The 18,462-nt window shown below is 59.9% G+C and carries 17 protein-coding genes; 9 read left to right on the top strand and 8 right to left on the bottom strand.

Going from position 1 to position 18,462, the window contains the following annotated elements:
• Positions 1–73 precede the first annotated feature (73 nt).
• Complete coding sequence (locus tag C458_RS01460) at positions 74–766, top strand: hypothetical protein (protein WP_008572569.1); 693 nt, start codon at positions 74–76, stop codon at positions 764–766.
• 1,830 nt (positions 767–2,596) lie between these two features.
• Here the strand turns inward: C458_RS01460 and C458_RS17655 are convergent.
• Positions 2,597–3,403, bottom strand: a complete 807-nt coding sequence (locus C458_RS17655; protein WP_008572571.1) for a TrmB family transcriptional regulator — start codon at positions 3,401–3,403, stop codon at positions 2,597–2,599.
• Between the two features lie 159 nt (positions 3,404–3,562).
• Between C458_RS17655 and C458_RS17660 the strand changes: the two genes are divergently transcribed.
• Positions 3,563–4,189 (top strand): small multi-drug export protein, encoded by a 627-nt coding sequence (locus C458_RS17660; RefSeq protein ID WP_239638816.1) that lies wholly within the window; start codon positions 3,563–3,565, stop codon positions 4,187–4,189.
• A gap of 440 nt (positions 4,190–4,629) precedes the next feature.
• Here C458_RS17660 and phnE (C458_RS01470) read toward each other — a convergent pair whose 3' ends face one another.
• The 4 genes from phnE (C458_RS01470) to phnD are packed head-to-tail and all read right to left on the bottom strand — an operon-like array spanning position 4,630 to position 8,088.
• Positions 4,630–5,424: a phosphonate ABC transporter, permease protein PhnE gene (phnE, locus tag C458_RS01470; protein WP_008572575.1), complete on the bottom strand. Its 795-nt coding sequence runs from the start codon at positions 5,422–5,424 to the stop codon at positions 4,630–4,632.
• On the bottom strand, positions 5,424–6,224 hold the full coding sequence (gene phnE / locus C458_RS01475) for a phosphonate ABC transporter, permease protein PhnE (RefSeq protein WP_008572576.1): 801 nt from the start codon (positions 6,222–6,224) through the stop codon (positions 5,424–5,426). The genes phnE (C458_RS01470) and phnE (C458_RS01475) overlap by 1 nt, the downstream gene beginning before the upstream one ends.
• 1 nt (position 6,225) lies before the next feature.
• The gene (phnC, locus tag C458_RS01480; RefSeq protein ID WP_008572577.1) at positions 6,226–7,065 is read right to left on the bottom strand and encodes a phosphonate ABC transporter ATP-binding protein; all 840 of its coding nucleotides are present in this window, start codon (positions 7,063–7,065) and stop codon (positions 6,226–6,228) included.
• A complete protein-coding gene (gene phnD, locus C458_RS01485) occupies positions 7,066–8,088 on the bottom strand; it encodes a phosphate/phosphite/phosphonate ABC transporter substrate-binding protein (protein WP_008572579.1) in 1,023 nt (340 codons plus the stop codon).
• Positions 8,089–8,514: 426 nt separating this feature from the next.
• On the opposite strand from phnD, the gene C458_RS01490 reads away from it, so the two are divergent.
• On the top strand, positions 8,515–9,333 hold the full coding sequence (locus C458_RS01490; protein WP_008572580.1) for a hypothetical protein: 819 nt from the start codon (positions 8,515–8,517) through the stop codon (positions 9,331–9,333).
• A gap of 125 nt (positions 9,334–9,458) precedes the next feature.
• Here C458_RS01490 and C458_RS01495 read toward each other — a convergent pair whose 3' ends face one another.
• Entirely contained in the window at positions 9,459–10,109 is a 651-nt protein-coding gene (locus C458_RS01495) for a ribonuclease HI family protein (RefSeq protein WP_008572581.1), read from the bottom strand.
• A 411-nt stretch (positions 10,110–10,520) separates the two neighbouring features.
• On the opposite strand from C458_RS01495, the gene C458_RS01500 reads away from it, so the two are divergent.
• The gene (locus C458_RS01500; protein ID WP_008572582.1) at positions 10,521–11,240 is read left to right on the top strand and encodes a hypothetical protein; all 720 of its coding nucleotides are present in this window, start codon (positions 10,521–10,523) and stop codon (positions 11,238–11,240) included.
• Between the two features lie 72 nt (positions 11,241–11,312).
• Here the strand turns inward: C458_RS01500 and C458_RS01505 are convergent, their stop codons facing one another.
• Positions 11,313–11,945: a TetR/AcrR family transcriptional regulator gene (locus tag C458_RS01505; RefSeq protein ID WP_008572583.1), complete on the bottom strand. Its 633-nt coding sequence runs from the start codon at positions 11,943–11,945 to the stop codon at positions 11,313–11,315.
• A 481-nt stretch (positions 11,946–12,426) separates the two neighbouring features.
• On the opposite strand from C458_RS01505, the gene C458_RS01510 reads away from it, so the two are divergent.
• Genes C458_RS01510 through C458_RS01520 form a run of 3 tightly spaced genes read left to right on the top strand, consistent with a single transcriptional unit; the run spans position 12,427 to position 17,049 of the window.
• Positions 12,427–13,815 (top strand): COG1361 S-layer family protein, encoded by a 1,389-nt coding sequence (locus C458_RS01510; protein ID WP_008572585.1) that lies wholly within the window; start codon positions 12,427–12,429, stop codon positions 13,813–13,815.
• Positions 13,815–16,331 (top strand): RND family transporter, encoded by a 2,517-nt coding sequence (locus C458_RS01515; protein ID WP_008572587.1) that lies wholly within the window; start codon positions 13,815–13,817, stop codon positions 16,329–16,331. The genes C458_RS01510 and C458_RS01515 overlap by 1 nt, the downstream gene beginning before the upstream one ends.
• A 28-nt stretch (positions 16,332–16,359) precedes the next feature.
• On the top strand, positions 16,360–17,049 hold the full coding sequence (locus tag C458_RS01520) for a hypothetical protein (protein WP_008572589.1): 690 nt from the start codon (positions 16,360–16,362) through the stop codon (positions 17,047–17,049).
• 18 nt (positions 17,050–17,067) lie between these two features.
• Here the strand turns inward: C458_RS01520 and C458_RS01525 are convergent, their stop codons facing one another.
• Positions 17,068–17,289, bottom strand: coding sequence for a hypothetical protein (locus C458_RS01525; RefSeq protein WP_008572591.1), 222 nt, complete (start codon positions 17,287–17,289; stop codon positions 17,068–17,070).
• A gap of 142 nt (positions 17,290–17,431) precedes the next feature.
• On the opposite strand from C458_RS01525, the gene C458_RS01530 reads away from it, so the two are divergent.
• Positions 17,432–18,184 (top strand): pirin family protein, encoded by a 753-nt coding sequence (locus tag C458_RS01530; protein WP_008572594.1) that lies wholly within the window; start codon positions 17,432–17,434, stop codon positions 18,182–18,184.
• 79 nt (positions 18,185–18,263) lie between these two features.
• Positions 18,264–18,462: VOC family protein (locus C458_RS01535; RefSeq protein WP_008572596.1), on the top strand; the 199-nt coding region annotated here is incomplete at its 3' end.

The following is an 18,462-nucleotide window of genomic DNA, read 5'->3' on the forward strand; positions in this document are numbered from 1 at the left end:
CACGAACGACCTCGGTAGCCGACTGCGTCGAGACGAGTACACTGGCTCGAATCGGTGTTGGGCCTGTACGGCGGTGAACGTTGCTCTCTCGGCACTCGTCGCGGTCGTCTTGATTCCGCTGTCCGGTGTCGCGGCCCTTGTGGCGTTGACCGGGGCGCTCGCGACGGTGTACTTTCGAGGCTACCTCGTTCCGGGCACGCCGGAACTGACGAAGCGCTACCTGCCGTCACGGCTCCTCGCGTGGTTCGGCAAGCAGCCGCTGACGGTGTCACGCGAGGAGAGCACCGACGCATGGCTTCTTTCGCAGGGGCTTTTACGCGAGTCCTCGGATGGTGACTTCGCTCTCGACCCGGAGTTCAAAGCGTCGCTGGCCGCGGTTGACCCGCCGCAGTCGCCATCGGCTTCGATCGCACGCGACATCCTCGAACTCCCTCCGACCGACGGCTCGTTCACCAGCCAGCAGGGCCGCTACACGCTTTCGGACGACGGCGACCCTATCGCGGCGTGGCCGTCCTCGCTTGCGCTTGACGCGGACCTTCGGGCGAAAGCGGTCCTCTCGGAGCAATATACTGGGTGGAACGAACGTCCGCCGGACGAAATCGCCGCCCTCCTCCGAAGCGTCCGCGCAACGGTTGACCGCTGTCTTCGGTGTGACGAACCGACCGAATACGAGCAGGTGACTCACGAGACGTGTTGTGCGTCCGTGACCGTCGAGCGACTCACGTGCCCGCAGTGTGACGAGTCACTGGTGGAACTACGTCGCTAACTCTCGCGCGAGTCACCCCGTCGACCAGGACGCGACGCGACAGCCGTTCCCCAAACTCGACCGTTTATTTCCTCCCGTGGGCCGAACGTGTGACCCAAACACCACATCCGCCGAAACCGGTCGTCCCCAATCCACGGTCTATCGTCTTCTCTGGGAAGCACTCCACAAGCTCTGGGGACCGTGACTATCGTTCTCGACGAGATTGACCACGTACACGTTCCCCCGCCGGATTGTCCGTGCCGACAACAACGGCTACATCGACGGCCAACCGGGCCTCATCGGGAACCGTACCGACTTGACGTGCCGGTAGCTGATATCGACTATCCGATTCCAGAACAGTCGCTCACAGACGGTCAGGTAGCGAAAACCGACAGCCTACAAAGGTAAGTCACAGCTCGAACCTCCCGACCGGTCGAGCAACTCATCGCACGGAAACAAGCGTCGCTCGTTAGTGACTCGTTCTAAGAGCCAAGGTTTTCGGAGTTAGCATAAATATAACATCAAAATACTATTTTCGGTTACCTCATTGTCGGTGCCAGACAACGAGGATTAGCAAAATATCGGCAGGTCTGCGAGTTCAGGTGATAAATTATATATCGCTATACCAAATGTCGGGGGTGCGTCGCACAGAGTTTCGGAGGATGGGTTATTTTTGCGCTTTTCTAGGGCTTTTCGTGGTTCGGGCAGGCCATGTTGGTGTGTTGTACGGTAGATTCCTTCGTCAGAAAACTCGTGGCATCCTCAGCTGAGTCAGAGTTTCTTCTAATGACTGCTTGACTTCCTTTAGTGGCCGGACTTCAGGAACGACGAGTTCTCGTTGTGGATTTCCTTGACTAAGCAGTGTGCGCTGGCAGTGACATATCCACGAACATCGTCGTCAAAGCGATTGCGCCACGTTCGAGAGATAACTGGCTCGTTAGGAATTTGGTCGAGACCGAATACATCGGCAAGTTCTGGATGGTGGTGAGAGACCGAGAGCTGTCTCCAGTGATTTCCAGATAAATAAAGAGCGACTCACAGGGCATAACAACTCAGACAGCTGACAACGTTTTGAAAACCATACTTGGCGGACGAGCGTGCACTGATTTAGGATCTTTAATTGATAACTACCGACTGGGACGCTTATTCACTCTTGGATTCGGCAATGAGTTGGCCATCACCGTAGACTCTCACTATAACTCCAGTGAGAACGAACTGGACGAACTCATTTGACCGCTGACGTTCGGTTTCAGTGGTGATAAATAAATTCTCAATGGCTCGAGAGTGATCGATTTCGTATTTTGCAGCGATAGTTTCCATGTCGATTTTTGTGATAGTCGAGACTGCCTTGATAATTGTGCCATGGAGAAAGCCAGGTCCCTCCCAATCGTGATGGGTAGAGTAGTGTTTTGTCGTATTATTATCGTTCGATAGCCATCCGTATTCAGTCATAATGAATCTCCCAACGCGAGTGCAATGCCAATGTCACTACTCATATGCATGGATCAGGACGGTATCGGTAAATATGCTCTCGAACAAAGGAACACATAATATCAGTTTTGTTATAATATTCGGGTACAGGATGAGGTACTTAAGTACAGATAACCGATGATCAGAGAATTTTGCAAACAACATTGTGAGTATTTTGTTCGGAAGAGTAGACGATTGCTGTGGCCTCGTTATGGGATCTCATCTCCGAGGTTGTGGCAACTGAAATAAACGATCTATAGCGGTCAATTACCTCTAGTGGTACCCTCAGCCACAAATGGAAATGTTCCTATCTGACGGTTCAAGGTAGGACAGATACCAATATATTCTCCGTCGTCTCATGACCCAAAGAGTCGAACATTACTAGAAATTGAATTGGTCTGCTTCATTCCAATATTCGATAAATGACGACTTGACCAATTTAGTGAACTCTGGATCATCAATCTGAGTTATACCAAGAATCGATCGTGGATCAAACGGATCAGCAACGTAGACAGCAAGGTTAGTTTGATCTATTATGTCTAATGAATTATATACCCTCTCGGAGACACGGACCTCGAAATTGGGGTACTTATCAACACTAGTAGATATGTCATCGACAAACTCACTCGGAAGTGTATCAACTAGTTGGGGGGTCATGAGTATCTTGAACTGAATTTCCTTCTCTAAGATATCGCCAAAATACGACCATATCTCATCACTTGTCTCTTCAAGACCGAACAAACCTCCAGCACTCGCCGTCCACGTCATCGCCCATTCATCTGTTACACGGTTGGCTCGGTTAGCTAAGCCATCGAACAGTGACCGTGCATCCTCGTCTGCAATCCAGAACCTCCCGTCGATGGGTGCCTTTTGCCCGATCTGTGCAAGTAGGTCAGTTGCGGTTGACTCGAGCTGTGCCTGCTTGACTTCTAGTTCTTGTTTTTGTTCTTCCAGCAGGCGCGACACAACTAGTTCAGGATCGACAGGGCTGTATTCTCGAGGACGTGAATTCGGTTCCCTCCGCACTAGTTTGCGTGATTCAAGACTGTTGAGTACATCGTAAATTCGCCCCATTGGGACATCACTTTGATCTGCGATCTCTTCTGCTGTGCCGTTACGAAGCTCGAGAAGCGCGGTATACACTCGTTCTTCGTAGCTTGAGAGGCCGAGATCACAGAGACTTGCCATACCCTGTCTCTGTGACCAACCAGTAAATGGGTTTCAATTTTGTGCAATCATTACACCTCTTAGTGGCTCTCATCTTCTCCCCCAAATTTGCAAATAAACATATATAATGTTTCGGTATGTTCGGGAAAGGATATACGCTAAACGACTGAATAGCAGAGCGTGAAGAAGAGATTGGTATCCCAATTAGTAAGCCCAAGTCGCCCGAAAACCTGTTTCTCGGTCGTTGGTGGAGGTATTCTATTAGCTATTCACCTGACAGGCCTAAGCCCAATGTCTTCGATAGGAATCAACCCAATCCTAATTGGTGAGTTTTCTCTCGAAGAAAGTCTTCAGAACACCAGTCCGCTTGTCCAATACCTGCTTGTGTTCATTTTTGCGGCTACTCCTGCGTTGGAACTGTGGGCAGTAATTCCTGTGGGGATCGCATTAGGGATGAACCCGCTCGGAGTAGCCACATTCGGATTTTTGGGGAATATTATACCTGTATATCTTATAATCATATTTTTCACGCGAATCAAAAGCTGGCTACAAGTAAGGGGTTACATTGGCAAAAAACCAGCCCAATCGAGAAAACGATCCTATAGGTTTTTCAAAAAATATGGGGTTCCAGGGTTTGCTGTTGGCGCTCCTTTCCTAGTTGGAGTCCATGTTGCTGCGTTTCTAGTTCTTACAATGGGTGCGAAGAAACGAGGGGCTTTGCTGTGGATGACGGTCTCGATTGCCTTTTGGACGATTGTTCTCACTACCGCTTCCTCAGCTTTGTACGTTAAAGGAGCACTCATTTAATGTCTAATACGAGCCGGATTTTGCTGCAAATAAGACACGCATCAATACCATCCTCCGAAGTTGTGGTCGCACTGTCTCGGCGTCTGAAACCTGGTCTGTGTATGCTTCCCCGCCTATTACTCCGACCCTGTTGGTCCAACACCCTTGGGGTGGTAGCTGACTGGATGGGTTATCGTCGTCGGACTGGCTCTTGTCGTGGGTGGAGCGGAGTACGGAGTTCGCCACATCAGGAAGGGTAACAACGGATCAGGCCCCGTACAAACACGACAGAGGGGCACAAAACGAGAGCAAACGGGTCCCGGACGGTGCATCCGGCAGGCAACGATGGACAGACGCGAACGGGGAGGTGGAGACTCCGTTTCAGTACTGCCTCGTCTGGTCGGCTGCGTGGCTCTCCATTACGCGTCCACAGCGAACAGGACGGCGGGGAGTCTCGCCCGTCACCGGACGAGTGCCCTCGTGTACGCCGAGAGGCTCTCGGTCGCGACGACGACGCCGAGGATGACGAGCAGCACTGTCGCGACCGATTGCCACGCGAACGCGTTGACCGCTCGGAACAGTTGGACGCCGATTCCGCCCGCGCCGACGAACCCGAGTACGGTCGAGTCGCGGATGTTGATATCCCACCGATAAATCGAGAGCCCGACCAACGCGGGTTTCACCTGCGGAAGGATGCCGTAGAGCAACACCTGCACCGAAGACGCGCCGGCCGCACGGACCGCTTCCACTTGGCCGAAGTCGATTTCCTCGATTTCCTCGCCCAGCAGTTTCCCAAGGAACCCGACCGAGCGGAACGCGATGGCGACCGCGCCCGCCAGGGGTCCCGACCCGAACATGACGACGAAGAACAGCGCCCAGATGATGGTGTTCACCGACCGACTCACGGTCACGATGAGCTTTCCGAGCCAGAAGGTCACGGCGTTCGGAGTCGTGTTCTCGGCGGCGAGCAGCGCCACCGGGACTGAGAGTACCAGCGCCCCGATGGTCCCAAGCGCGGCGATCTGAATCGTCTCGACCAGCGGTTCGACGATGCGAGTGGTGTACGCCACGTCCGGCGGGTACATCCGGGTGAGGAGGTCGGCCACCTCCCGAGGAATCGTGTCCGGTCTGACGATGCCGATGTCCATGAACTGCCACGACCCGACCACGGCGACGGCGGCAACCAACGTGAGGACGAAGCGGCTGATTCGCCGCCGCCGGTCGAACCGTTCCCATCGGCGCTCGTCGGTCGCCATCAGTTGTACCTCCGTCGGACGACCGCGCTCACGCCTTCAGCCACCAGCACGACCGCGATGATGGCCAGCAGAATAGCCGTGACGTACTGGTAGTCGTAACGGTTGAACGCGGTCAGGAGGACCGATCCGATTCCACCTGCGCCGACGATACCGATGATAGTCGACGTGCGGATGTTGATGTCCCACCGATACACCGACAGTCCGGCGAACCGCGGGATAATCTGCGGGACGACCCCGTACAGTAGCGTCTGAACCGGCGACGCCCCGGAGGCCCGCACCGCATCAACGGACCCCATGTCGATGTCTTCGAGGTCCTCGGCGAGCAGTTTCGAGAAGAAGCCGACCGTCTTGAACGTAATCGTGAGGATGCCCGCCAGCGGCCCGAACCCGATGGCCTTGACCGCGATGATGGCGATGATGATGGCGTTGAACGCCCTGGAGATTGAGATGAACCCCCGATTAATCGCGTACAACGGCTTTGGCGAGAGGTTCTCCGCGGCCATGAACGCAATCGGGACACTGAGGACGATGCCGGTGAGCGTCGAGACCATTGCCATCGCGACGCTTTCGAGCATCTTCCCGACGATTCGGTCGGCCTGTCGTGGGGTCGCAGACGGGGGGAAGAAATCACCGACGAGGGAGACGGCGCTTCCGAGTCCCTGTGCGATCCGTCCTGGGTCGGCACCGACTCCGAACCCCGACCACACGAAGAAGCCGAGAACGCCGGCGTAGACCGCCCACTTCAGCTCTCGACGCCGAAAGACGGTCGGGCGTTCCCAGGTTCGTTCGCCGGCCGCCACGTTAGGTCTCCCCCCGTAGCGACCGGTCAACATTAGCGAGGACAGCCTCTTTTTCGCCCGCTTCGGCGGGTACATCCGCGTTCTCACCGGCGTTGTCGGGGACCTCCGCACCGCGGTACACCTGATCTAACCCGCGGTCGTCGAGCGCTTCCGGGGGTCCCTCGAAGACGAGTTCGCCGTCGTGGAGGCCGACGATGCGGTCAGCGTGCTCCATCGCGAGGTCGACCTCGTGGATGTTGATGAGCACCGGAACTTCGCGCTCGGCGGCGATATCCGTCAACAGCCGCATCACCGTCTCAGATGTCTCCGGGTCGAGACTCGATGTCGGCTCGTCGACCAGCAGAATCTTGGGCTGTTGAATCACGGCCCGCGCGATGCCGACGCGCTGGCGCTGGCCGCCGGACAGTTCGTCGACGCGTTTGTTCTCCATGCCGTCGAGGCCGACTCGTTCGAGAATCTCGTAGGCTCGTTCGATGTCTTCCGCCGGGAACGACCGACGGAACGCCTTCCAGGCCGACACGTACCCCAGCCGGCCCGTGAGGACGTTCTCCATCACGGTCAGCCGCTCGACGAGGTTGTACTCCTGGAATATCATCCCGATGTCCCGGCGGGCCGACCGAAGCGCATCGTCGCCCAGTTCGGTCAGCTCCGTGTCGTCGAGGTGGACCTCGCCGTCGCTGGGCTCGGTCAGCCGGTTGATACACCGGATGAACGTGCTCTTGCCGGCCCCGCTGGGGCCGATCATGGCGACGGTCTCGCTCCCCTCGACGGACATCGTGACGCCCTTCAGCGCCTCGTCGCCCGTCGGGTAGGTCTTCCGGAGGTCGGTTACCCGGAGCATCTACGACCCGAGCGCGCTCTCGGTGTACTCGACACCGTTGTATCCCTGGATAATCATGATGTCTTTGAACACCGTCCGGTAGTCGATGGGGACGAACTGGTCGTAGCCGGTTCGGTTTTCGAAAGCCGTCCCCGCGAAGTCGGATTCGAGGTACGCCCGCCGAATTCCCTCCTGTATCTCGGGTTTGAGGTTGTATCGGTACGCGACCGGGCCGTTCGGGAACGGCGCGGACGCCCACACGATTTTGAAGTCGTCGAAGCTGAGGTCGCTTTGGGCCTCGACGGTGTCCACCATACAGGTCGAACAGATGGGGCCGGCGTCGTAGTCGCCGGCGGCGATGCCGCGGGTCGTGTTGCCGTGCCCGCCCGAGAAGTTGACCTCGTAGTCCTCCTCGGCGGTCACGCCGAAGTATTGGTCGAACAGCGCCGACGGTGCCTGGTGTCCGGAGTTCGACGCGGGCTCGGAGTGGCCGACCCGCACGTCGTCGCGGGCGAAGTCCTCGACGCTCTGAATGTCGTCGGCGTCGGCGCGCGTGGTCGCGAACAGCCGGTATCCGAACAGTTCGTCGGGCGTGAGACCGGCCGCGAACGGGACCGCCCCCGCCAGGTTGACGGCGAAGGCCGTCGTCCCGGTCGAGAAATTCGCGATGTGAGCCCGTTCGGAGCGCATCGCTTCGACGGACGCCGCGTAGCTGTTGACCTTGCTGAACTCGACGGGTTTGCCGGTCTCCTCTTCGATGCGGTCGAAGACGGCCTGAAAGTCATCCTCGAACCGGCCCTGAACGTCCTCGCTCGGGCTCTCGGTGAACACGAGGGTGTCGGGGTCGAGCCACTCGTCTTCGTTGTCGGGCGTCTCTTGGACGGGCTGGCCGTGAGGAATCTCCTCGACCTCGCGGTTACGCATGGTTTCGAGGTCGACCGTCGACCCGCGCTGGTAGTCCTCGTCGACCAGCGCCGTCGACAAGTAGTTGTTTTCCTCCCAGGCTGGGTTCGCCGGGTCGAAACTGTTCGCGTCTACGAGCATCGGGTCGCCGCCGGAACCGCCGGAACCCGAACCGCTGGACCCGCCGGAGCCGCCGGAACCGCCGGAACCACCGGAGTCGCTATTTCCGCCGCCGGACGCGGAACATCCCGCAAAGCCAGCGGCGAGCGCGGCCGCCGATGTCTTCAGAAACGTCCGCCGTCGCCTGCCGTTATCGTTTGTCATCGAGTGGACAGCAGGATTGACTACTGATATAAGTTATGTAATTTTGATATATTTGGGTAAATATATTTTGTGATAGTCCCGTCGGTACGGTCGAATGTGTACCACTCATTCGAGTCCGTGTGGCTCAGTAGAGTACGTAGCAGCAACAACAGATATGTTGGTCTTCATAGATTATGTAGCGTTCCGTTCCTCATGTATCAGAATACCGATACTAGTTTATGCACGCTCCCCCAGGCGGAGTGTATGCCCGTGCGCACGCTCGTCGACCGCCTTCGTGAGCCCGCGTACACCGAGTCGAAGCGATGTCTCCCGTGTACCGCGGTCAACCTCGTACTGCTTGGACTCGCGGTCGGTCTACTCTGGGGTCTCAGCCCCGTTGCCGCGGTACCCGTCGGTGTCGCCGGCGTCACGACCATCTGGCTCCGCGGCTATCTCGTGCCCGGAACGCCCACACTGACCCGCCGCTACCTTCCAGCGTCGGTCCTCGCCGCGTTCGGGGCGGCATCGACCCCCATCTCGACGGTGGTGCCGCCGGACGCTGACCCCGTCGAGAAACTCGTCGGGTTCGGCGTCCTCCCGGCAGATCCCGGAGACGACCCCGAACTCACACCGTCGTTCCGAGCTACGTGGCACGAAGCCGCGGAACACCTCGTGGACGACCCCAGAGCGATCAGTAGGGCGGTCGCGGCCGTGGCCGCAGTCGACCATCAGGAGGTCACAGTAGCCGGGTCGGACGGCGGTGGGGTCGTGGTGACGGCCGACGGGTCGTGGGTCGGGCAGTGGCCCTCGCAAACGGCACTCGTTGCCGACCTCGCGACCGAACGAGCGCTCGCCGGTCCCGGCTGGGACGCGCTTGACCGAGCGGACCGGGTCGACCTCGCCGCTCGGATACGAGGACTGACCGAACACTGCCCGACCTGCCGCGGGCCGACCCGTGTCTCCGACGAGACAGTCGAGTCGTGCTGTCACACGACCGCTGTTATCGCGGTCTCGTGTACGGACTGCGGCGACCGCCTCGCCGAGTTCGACCCGTCGCCGTCGCCGTTCGCGCCCGAGTCGTGAATAGGGCGGCTCGGAACGAGCCGTCGAGGGGCGGCGAAAGGGGATACCGGAGGACGCGGACAGCACTCGCCCGAACCGGTACAATCGGTCTGTTCTTCGCGGAGTTCGCGGTGTCGTCGCCCCAGTCAAGGCCCCAACGCCGCGATATCGGCACCGACCGTCGCCAGCGCGTCGGCGGGGTTCGGGTCGCTATCGGCCAAGTGCGTGTACCGGTGGTTCGGAACCTCCGAGAGCGCCGCAGCGATGGACTCGCTGTACGTCTCGACGCCGGCCTCGGTGGGGTCGTTACCGCCCCATACATCGCGGATGACGGTCATCGAGTCGATTCGAACGTCCACGCTGTGTGGCTCGTAGCGGGACAGCAGTTCGGACAGGCCGAGTTGGAGGGCGACGTACTCGGCGGTGTTGTTCCCGGTCCGAGAGCCGACGGGGCGACCGAGTCGGGCGAGTTGGGTCTCCTCCGAGTCCATGATGACCGCGCCCGCGCCCGCGGGACCGGGGTTACCGCGTGAACTGCCGTCGACGTACAGGACGAACGAATCGTCAATCGACTCAGCGACGGGCGGGTTGGCGAGTTCTGCTGCCGACAGTTCACCGAGCGCGCGTCGCAGCTCTCCCCGTGTCGTCTCGGGGTCGAACAGGCCGCCGTAGCCGGATACCGCGTCGTCGATGGCGTCGGTGGCTGCGGCCACCTCGTAACCGACGCCCGCGAGCACCTCGTCGACGAGCGCGGCGAGCGGCGAGAGATGCTCGGCGGGAAGCGGCTCCTCGGTCACGGTTCCGGGGCCTCCTTCCGGTCGCCGGTCCGCGCCCTCACACCACGGGTCTCGGTTGCGTTCGTCGGCCCGTCGAACAACTGCATATCCGTTCTCGGTCGTCGAGCGGCATAATCCCTTCAGGTGGTTCGCCCACTCGCTCGATGTCGTCTGTGACCGGCACCGGCGGACGTTCGCAGGTATCGAAGCCTGTGCGGCCGACGACGATGCGACAGACGGGTTCGGATGTCGGCGCGCGGCGGGTGAGGCGCTCAGAGCGCACACCCAAAACTATCCGTCTCGTCGTGGAACGAATCAGTCATGAAACCGTATCCGTCGACGCCTCTCCTCGTCGATGCCCCCGAGGAGTTGCTGTCGAGCGGTCACCTATGGCTCCGCGAGCACGTCGCCGGCCCCCGACTACGATTTCAGATGAAGTCGTCGGGTCGCCTGCTGTTCGGGGACCGAGATTGCGTCTTCGACGACGTGCCGCCGCCGCACGAATGCGCCGTTCGACACGTTCGAGAACGATTCGACCGCGACGCATTTCACGACGCAGTCGATGAGCCGAGGTCGTACGTCTTCTTCGGCGTCGCACCGTGTCACGTCGGTATTGACTACGACTGGGAGCGAATGCCGCCGTTTCTCGGTCGGGCCATCTGGAACGAAACCGACGAACGACTCGTTCCCATCGACGAGTCCGAGCGAGTGTTCGAACGGCTGGGTCTGACGCCGGTAAACACCTTCCGGAAGGAACTGAACGTCCGGGATTTTCACCCCGACCGGTTCGATATCCCCGAGTCAGCGTGGTACGACGGCCCCGCCGCGGGGGTTATCGTCGAGAACAGACGCGGTGGTCGCGCACTCATCCGAGGGTCCGTCCTCGACGAGGTGGACGACTACGAGCCGATACGAGGAGAGCCGGACGCAATCGCCGCCGACCTCGTAACCGACACGCGGGTCCGCCGAGCCATCGAAGCCGCCGAAGCGGCTCGGCAGTCGCCCACGACCGACGAAGTTCACGCACGCGTGTTCGAGACGGCTGTTCGAGAGGCGTACGGCCGACTCGACCGGGGCCGCGTCGATTGGAAGCCGTTGCGGTCCGCAATCGGGTCGGCCGTCGCCGAGAAACGCAGTACGCTAACCGAGTGAGTGAACTGCCAGTTGAGAGCCCGCCTCGACCGAGTAACTCTCCGTGCGCGGGGAGCTAAGCGACGACGGTTCTCAGGCGTCTCCACTGTCACCGGCTTCCTCGTCAGCCAAGAGCCTGTACTCGATATAGCTATCCAGCTCCGACCGAATGGAACGGGAGGTCCCTGTCGTCACCCGTTCGAAGGTGAGTCCGCTAACCAGCGTCACCAGAAAATCCGTGACTAGTTCTGGGTCCACCGCTCTGAAATCCCCTGCTTCGATGCCGTCTCGTAGTATCTCCCGTATCGTTTCGCGGAAGACGTCTTGGGACTGATTGAAACACGCTCGGAACGCTTCGTCTTGTGCCGCCTGCATCCGCAGTTCCGTCAGTACCGTTTCGTAATCCCGAATCTCTCGTTCGTCAGGTCCGGGGATGACTTGGTCGAGGAGGGTCCGAAGTCGGGTTTCTGGGTCTCCGTCGTCACTGACGGGCATCCCAACCTGTACGACTCGGTTCAGAAGGTAGTCGAGAAGGTCCAAGAGAACGTCGTCTTTTCCATCGTAATGGTAGAAGACCAGCCCTTCTGATTTGGAAAAGTGCCGACTGATTCGGTCAATCGTAAGGTTGGCATATCCGTGTTCGGCAAGGGCTTCAAACGTCGCTTTCAAAATCTCGGTCTTGGTATCTTCAGGCTCATCGGCAAAAAGAGGGCCCCGTTTGTCCATACTATCCGATTCCCCCTGCACACAATTAGCGGTTACCCTCTCTGGACGACTCGGCTCTGTGATTGAGTCACCTGCCAACCCTGTCGGGGGGTATCTATCCATAGACCGGTCGTACCTGTGTTTCGGAGTCGTCTCCCCCATCCGCATTGAGGGTGCTACTGGCCGAGACCGACACATTAATCCGTCCGCTCGGGATTTGACTAAGTACTCAGTAAGGATGACACAGAATATACTTCGGAGCTCACGGTTGTTGACCGTCGCGCTTACGACCGTCCTCGTCATGGGACTGGTTGCCGGCGCGATTCCCGCCGTTGCGACCGCCCAGACATCGCAGTCTGGAAGCGTCGTTGGGAACCCAGATATCACGTTTGCAACTTCGTCCGGAACGCTCTCTGCGGGCACGACTGACGAGCTCGCAATCTCGGTCGTTAACCGCGGTCTAATTATCGAACACGGTCCATCGCAGTACGAAGAGGAAGTGATGACTGCGAGGGGATTAACGTTCGAAATAGACGACGAAAACGCTCCAATCGACGTCCAAACCGGGCAGGTCTCTCTCGGAAACTTCCCGACTGGAAGCACCGAGAAGACAATCTCGGTCACTATCCCGGAAGACGCTGCACCGGGAACCTATCAACTCCCGGTCACCTACGAGTATTCGCACACTCGCCAGCTTCGGTATAGCTCCAGCGGAACCACTGAGGGAACCGATTCCACGCGAACGGAGACCGGCACGATAACGATTCGAATCAACGACGACGCTCGGTTCGAAATCGTCGAGACAAACGCGACGACGCAAGTCGGTGATGACAACGACATCTCGTTCACGCTCAGGAACACCGGCTCGGAAATTGCGAAAGCCGCGACTGTGAACGCAGAGTCACAGAGTAGCTCCTTGACGTTCGAGTCCGGCGACACGTCCTCGACGACATCTGTTGGCGACTGGGAGTCGGGCGAAAACCGGACGGTTACGTACCGTGCCGCGCTCCAATCCGGCTCCGCCGCGCGCGCATATGCGCTGGACCTCGTGGTCAATTACGACGACAGTGACGGTATCAGCCGTACGTCCAATCCGATTACGACCACTGTCGAGTCGCTCCCCGAGCAGTCGTTCGCCTTCTCGGGCGTCTCCTCGTCGCTCCGAGTGGGCGAAGATGGAGAAGTCGTCGGCACGGTCGAGAACACCGGCCCTAACACGGTTCGAAGCGTGACTATTCGGCCGGTTGACAGTTCGGAAACAGTCATTCCGGGTGAGGACTCCACTGCCGTCGGGTCGCTCGCACCGGGCGAATCCAAGTCCTTCCGGCTCCCGATGGAGGTTACGAGTGAGGCGGAGGCCGGCGACAAATTACTCAATGTCGAGGTTCGGTATCGTGACGGCGACGGAGACCAGCGGACCTACGACAAACTCGACCTCCTGACGACTATCGGCCCGGACCGAGACGAGTTCGGACTCGCGGTTTCCGACCGGACGATTACCGTCGGTAAATCGCGGGTCGTCACCGTCGAAGTGACGAACAACCTCAACGAGACGGTCACCGATATCGAAGCGCGTCTGTTCGCTGACGACCCCCTCAGCGCCGCTGGTTCGGACACGAGCTACATCGAGTCCTTAGAGCCCGGTGAGTCCGCGACGCTGGCGTTCGAAGTGACGGCGTCGTCGGCGGCGACGGCGGGAAGCACGTACCCCATCTCGTTCGACTTCCGCTACACGGATAGTGACGGCAGCACGCACCTCACGGACACGTTCAGGAAACCGTTGGATGCCGTTCAGCCCCAGAACAGCGGCGTGTCGCCGATGACGCTCATCTTAGGATTGGGGGTGGTTGTCGCAGGCGGTGTCGCAGTCGTCTACTGGAGGCGGAAGTAATGTCACTGGCTGAGAGGATTGAAACGGCGACCGAACGCCTCAACACGACAATCGTGGATCGCCCACGCGTAGTTGTCGTCGCCTTTTTGCTGCTCACCGGTGTGTTCATCGGCGGGTTAGGGTCTGTGCAGATGAGCGCTGGCGGACTCGACGCGTTCACGGATGACTTACCCGAACAGAAAACCCTCGATGAGGTCGAACAGAACTTCGAGCAGCCGTTCCAGACGGATGCTCAGACGACGACGCAACTCATTCGGACGAAGAGCAACGTTCTGACTCGGGAGGCGCTCGTCCGCGACGCTCGCCTGCTCGAACGCGTTGCCGAACACGATGAGTACCGAATGGAATCGGCTCGTGGCCCGGCTCCAATCATTGCGCAGCATCTCAATCCGTCGGCGACGACACCGGCAGACTACCGGCGAACGCTCGAACGGGCGACTCCGTCCGAAATCAGACAGGCCGTTCGCGAACTCGACGACTCGTCCCGACTGTCCGGAGTGGTCTCGAACGATTTCAATCCGACCAGCGTCTCCGCGTCTGCCTCGATTACGACGATTTCGCATGACTTCCCGGGGAGCTTCGGTGACGACGACCTGACTGCTGTCCAGACGGACCTCCAAGCGATTGCTGACGACACGCCGGGCGACGTTCGCGCGTTCGGGTCGGGGACGACCGAAACAGAGATTTCGCAGTCCGTACAGGACTCGCTTCTGATCGTGATGCCCGTCGTAATCCTGCTGTTACTCTTCTTCTTGGTGGTCGCGTATCGCGACCCCATCGACGTGCTGTTGGGACTGGTCGCACTCGTAATGACGATTATCTGGACGTTCGGATTCCTCGGCTATTCGGGGATTCCGTTTAGCCAGCAGATGATTTCGGTCCCGGTGTTACTGCTTGCGGTCGGTGTCGACTTCGGCATCCACATTATCAACCGCTACCGAGAAGAGACCGAACGCGGGTTCGAAGCGGTCGAAGCGATGCGAGAAGCGAACGCCCAGCTCCTCATCGCGTTCGTCATCGTCACCGTGACGGCGGTGTTCGGATTCGGTGCAAACGTCATCTCCGACCTGACGCCGATTCGGAATCTGGGTATCGCCTCGGCGGTCGGGATTATCTTCACGTTCCTTATCTTCGGGCTGTTTTTACCCGCAACCAAGTTGGTGTGCGACAACGTGCGCACGCGGCTCGGAGTCCCGGAGTTCAACACCGCTCCGATCGCGTCAGAAGAATCGGCCCTCGGACGAGTGTTAGCGTTCCCTGCGCGGGTGAGCCAACACGCCCCGGCAGTGATCGTCTTGGTGTTGCTGCTATCGAGTAGTTTGATGGGCGCGTACGGGGCTGGCGTCGGCACCTCGTTCGAAAACGAGGACTTCCTGCCGCCCGAGGAGCTTCCGGCCTACGTCACAGGGCTACCTGAGCCGTTCAGCCCGGGCGAGTACACGATTACGTCAACCATCAACTTGCTCGATGATAAATTTGGGAGCAGTCAGGGGAGCACGGTGAAAATATACGCCCGAGGGAACTTCAAGGAAGATCACGCGCTCGAAGCCCTCGCAGCTCCGAACGACGATCCCCCGGAGTCGTTTGCAGTTGGACCCGGTGGGCAGGCAGAGGCACAGAGCATCGTGACGGTCATTCAATCCCACGCGGAGCAAGACGAAGAGTTCGCCGCCTTAGTCGCCCGGAACGACCAGAACGATAACGGGATTCCCGACCGGAACCTCGAACGAATTTACGACGAACTGTTCGCTTCCTCAGCGAGTGGGCGGGCCGAACAGTATCTCACTGAAGATTATCGGTCCGCACTGGTCGAATATCAGACTGACTCCGATGCGTCACAGACGGAAGTGACAACTGGTGGGGAAGAAATGGCGGATGAGTTCCAGTTTAAAGCAACGTCTACGGGAGATGTCGTCGTCCGCGCAGCGGTGATGGACCGCATCTTCCAGTCTGCGATTCAGGGACTCGTCCTCGCGGTCGTCCTGACCGCCGTATTCCTCGTGGCGATATACGGTGTCCTGGAGCGGAAACCGCTGCTCGGCGTGGTCAACGTCTTCCCGATACTGATCGCAATCGCGTTCTTGCTCGGGACGATGCGGTATCTGGACATCACGCTGAACGCGCTGACCGCGACGATTCTCTCCATCTCGGTCGGGGTCGGCATCGCCTATTCGGTGCACACGACCCACCGCTTCATCGACGAGTTCGACGCGACGACGGGCGCGCACGAAGCGATGATGATCACGCTGACCGGAACGGGAGGCGCGTTGTTCGGCAGTATGCTGACGACCGCGCTGGGGACCGGCGCGCTCGCGCTCGCCATCACCCCGATTCTCGGCAACTTCGGCGTCCTCATCGGCCTGAGCGTCACGTATTCGTTCTTGGCGGCGGTAATCGCACTCCCGCCCGCAGTGTTGCTCTGGGAACGCATACGGCAATGGGACCTCGACCTGTTGGCGCGACTCCGTCCGAGCGACGGCCGCGAGGGCACGGATCAGACCGCACCGCGGGGATAATATCGGTGCGCACGCAACCCGGTGACGAATGAGCGATTCCGACGAAAACGAGGCCGCCGTGACGTGGACCGCGGAGGTGAGCGGCCTGCGCGGGCTTCCGACGCGAGTCGCGTTCAACGGCGTCGATTTCGGCCGCGTGTTGTGGTGGTCCCTGTTCGCCGTCGTGCCCGTCGCCCTGTTGATTGTCGGCGTGTTCGTCGGAGACCGCGGTCTGTTCTCGTACTCCGTGTACGCCGCAGTGATGCTGACCGCAACCCTACAGTTTTCCGAGCGGTTCATCCGCATGAGCGTCGCGGTCGACGACGACGCCGGCGAACTCGAGAGCACCTACCACATGGGCGACCCCTCGCTGTTTCGGAGCGACGAGGACGTGACCACCTCGCTTTCGGACGTCGAATCCGCCCGGTTCGTGACGCTCGGCGACCGGACCGCGGCCCGGTTGTACTACGAGAAGTCGTTCGTCAACGAGCCCTCGATGTTTCTCGTTCCGGACGGAGTCAAAGCCCGGTTTCGCGAGGTACTTCGACGACACGACGTTTCGATTTCCGCGGATTCGACGCCGAAATCGGTCGATTGGGTGTGGGTCCGATTCGCCGTGACCGCCCTCTTTTTCGGGGCGATTCCGCTCGGCACCGTCTTCGTCTGGCCCGCCAGCTCGGTTCCCTTCCTGTTGGCCGTCTTCGGACACGCCGCGTTCGTACTTCGGCAGGGATGGTGACCGTGAGTTGGGATGGACTCAGGACAGAAGTGAGAGCAAGTCGAGGAGCGTCTGTTTCACCCGTTCGTTCGCGACCGCGTGGCCGACCGCGAACATGAGACAGACCACGACCCCGACCGCGGCCGACGCGAGGACGCCCGAGTCGGCCGGGCCGAACACGGAGACGATTCCGGCCGCGACGATGCCGCTCAGGACGACGAACAGCCAGTTTCGCCACGACGACCACCGACTCGAATTCATTCGACTAATCCATCGGTTGTCAGGAACAAAACGGTTGTCACCGGGGCGCTCGCTCGGAAGCCAGTCCGGTGACACCGATGTCACCTGCTTTCGGTCACGTCGCCGAGAAGGTATATAGATTCGACGCGTAGGTGCGCACGTAATGAAAGTCGGCTCCGAGACGAAACTCTACAAGGCGGAGCGAACCGACGTGTCCCAGAATCAAGGGAAGTTTCGGACCTACTTCAACTTCCCCGGTCGCGCCCTCCCGGACCACGCGGACCACGGCTACGGCCCGCTCGCGACCATCGTCGAGTCGTTCATGGACCCCGACACCCACATCGCGATGCATCCCCACCGCGACGAGGAAATCATCTCGTGGGTGCCCGCCGGCGCGATGCGCCACGGCGACCAAGACGGCAACGACCTCGTCACCGACGCCGACCACCTGATGGTGATGAACGCGGGCGAGACGTTCTGGCACGAGGAGTTCACCCGCGCGGACGACCCGCCGCTCCGGATGCTCCAGATGTTCGTCCGACCCCACAGCCTCGGGCTGGAGCCGAACATCCAACACGAACCCATCGACGCCCCCGTCGAGGGCGAGTGGCGACACCTGTTCGGCCCCGAGGGCTCCGACGCGCCGCTTTTCGTCCGCAACGAAGTGGACCTGTTCGACCTCCGACTCGACGCCGGGTCGAGCGCCGACCTCCCCGAAATCGAAGGGCGAGACGCGTACTTCTACGTGTTCGACGGCGCGGTCGAGGCCGCCGGCACGCGCTTCGGGAAGACCGAAAGCGGCCTGCTCGTCGATGACGCCGGCCTGACGCTCACCGCCGACGAGGACGCCACCGTCGTCGCCTTCCTGGTCGACCCCGACGCGCCCGTCACCCGACAGGGGACCATCGGTCGCTGACCGCGGTCCCGACGCGCCGACCCGTCCCCGCCGCGAAGCGCCGCCACCTAACACACTCTCCAACACCCCGCCCAACTCGATGCTCACAGACACCGCCGGAATCCACCACGTCACGGGAATCGTCCGCGACGCGCAGGCGAACGTCAACTTCTACGCGACGACGCTCGGCCTGCGCCTCGTCAAGCAGACGGTGAACCTCAACGAGAAGTTCACGCGTCACCTGTTTTACGGCGACGAGACCGGGTCGCCCGGGACGGCCCTGACGTTCTTCCCGTACC

Source organism: Haloferax sp. ATCC BAA-644, assembly GCF_000336975.1.
Classification (GTDB): domain Archaea; phylum Halobacteriota; class Halobacteria; order Halobacteriales; family Haloferacaceae; genus Haloferax; species Haloferax volcanii.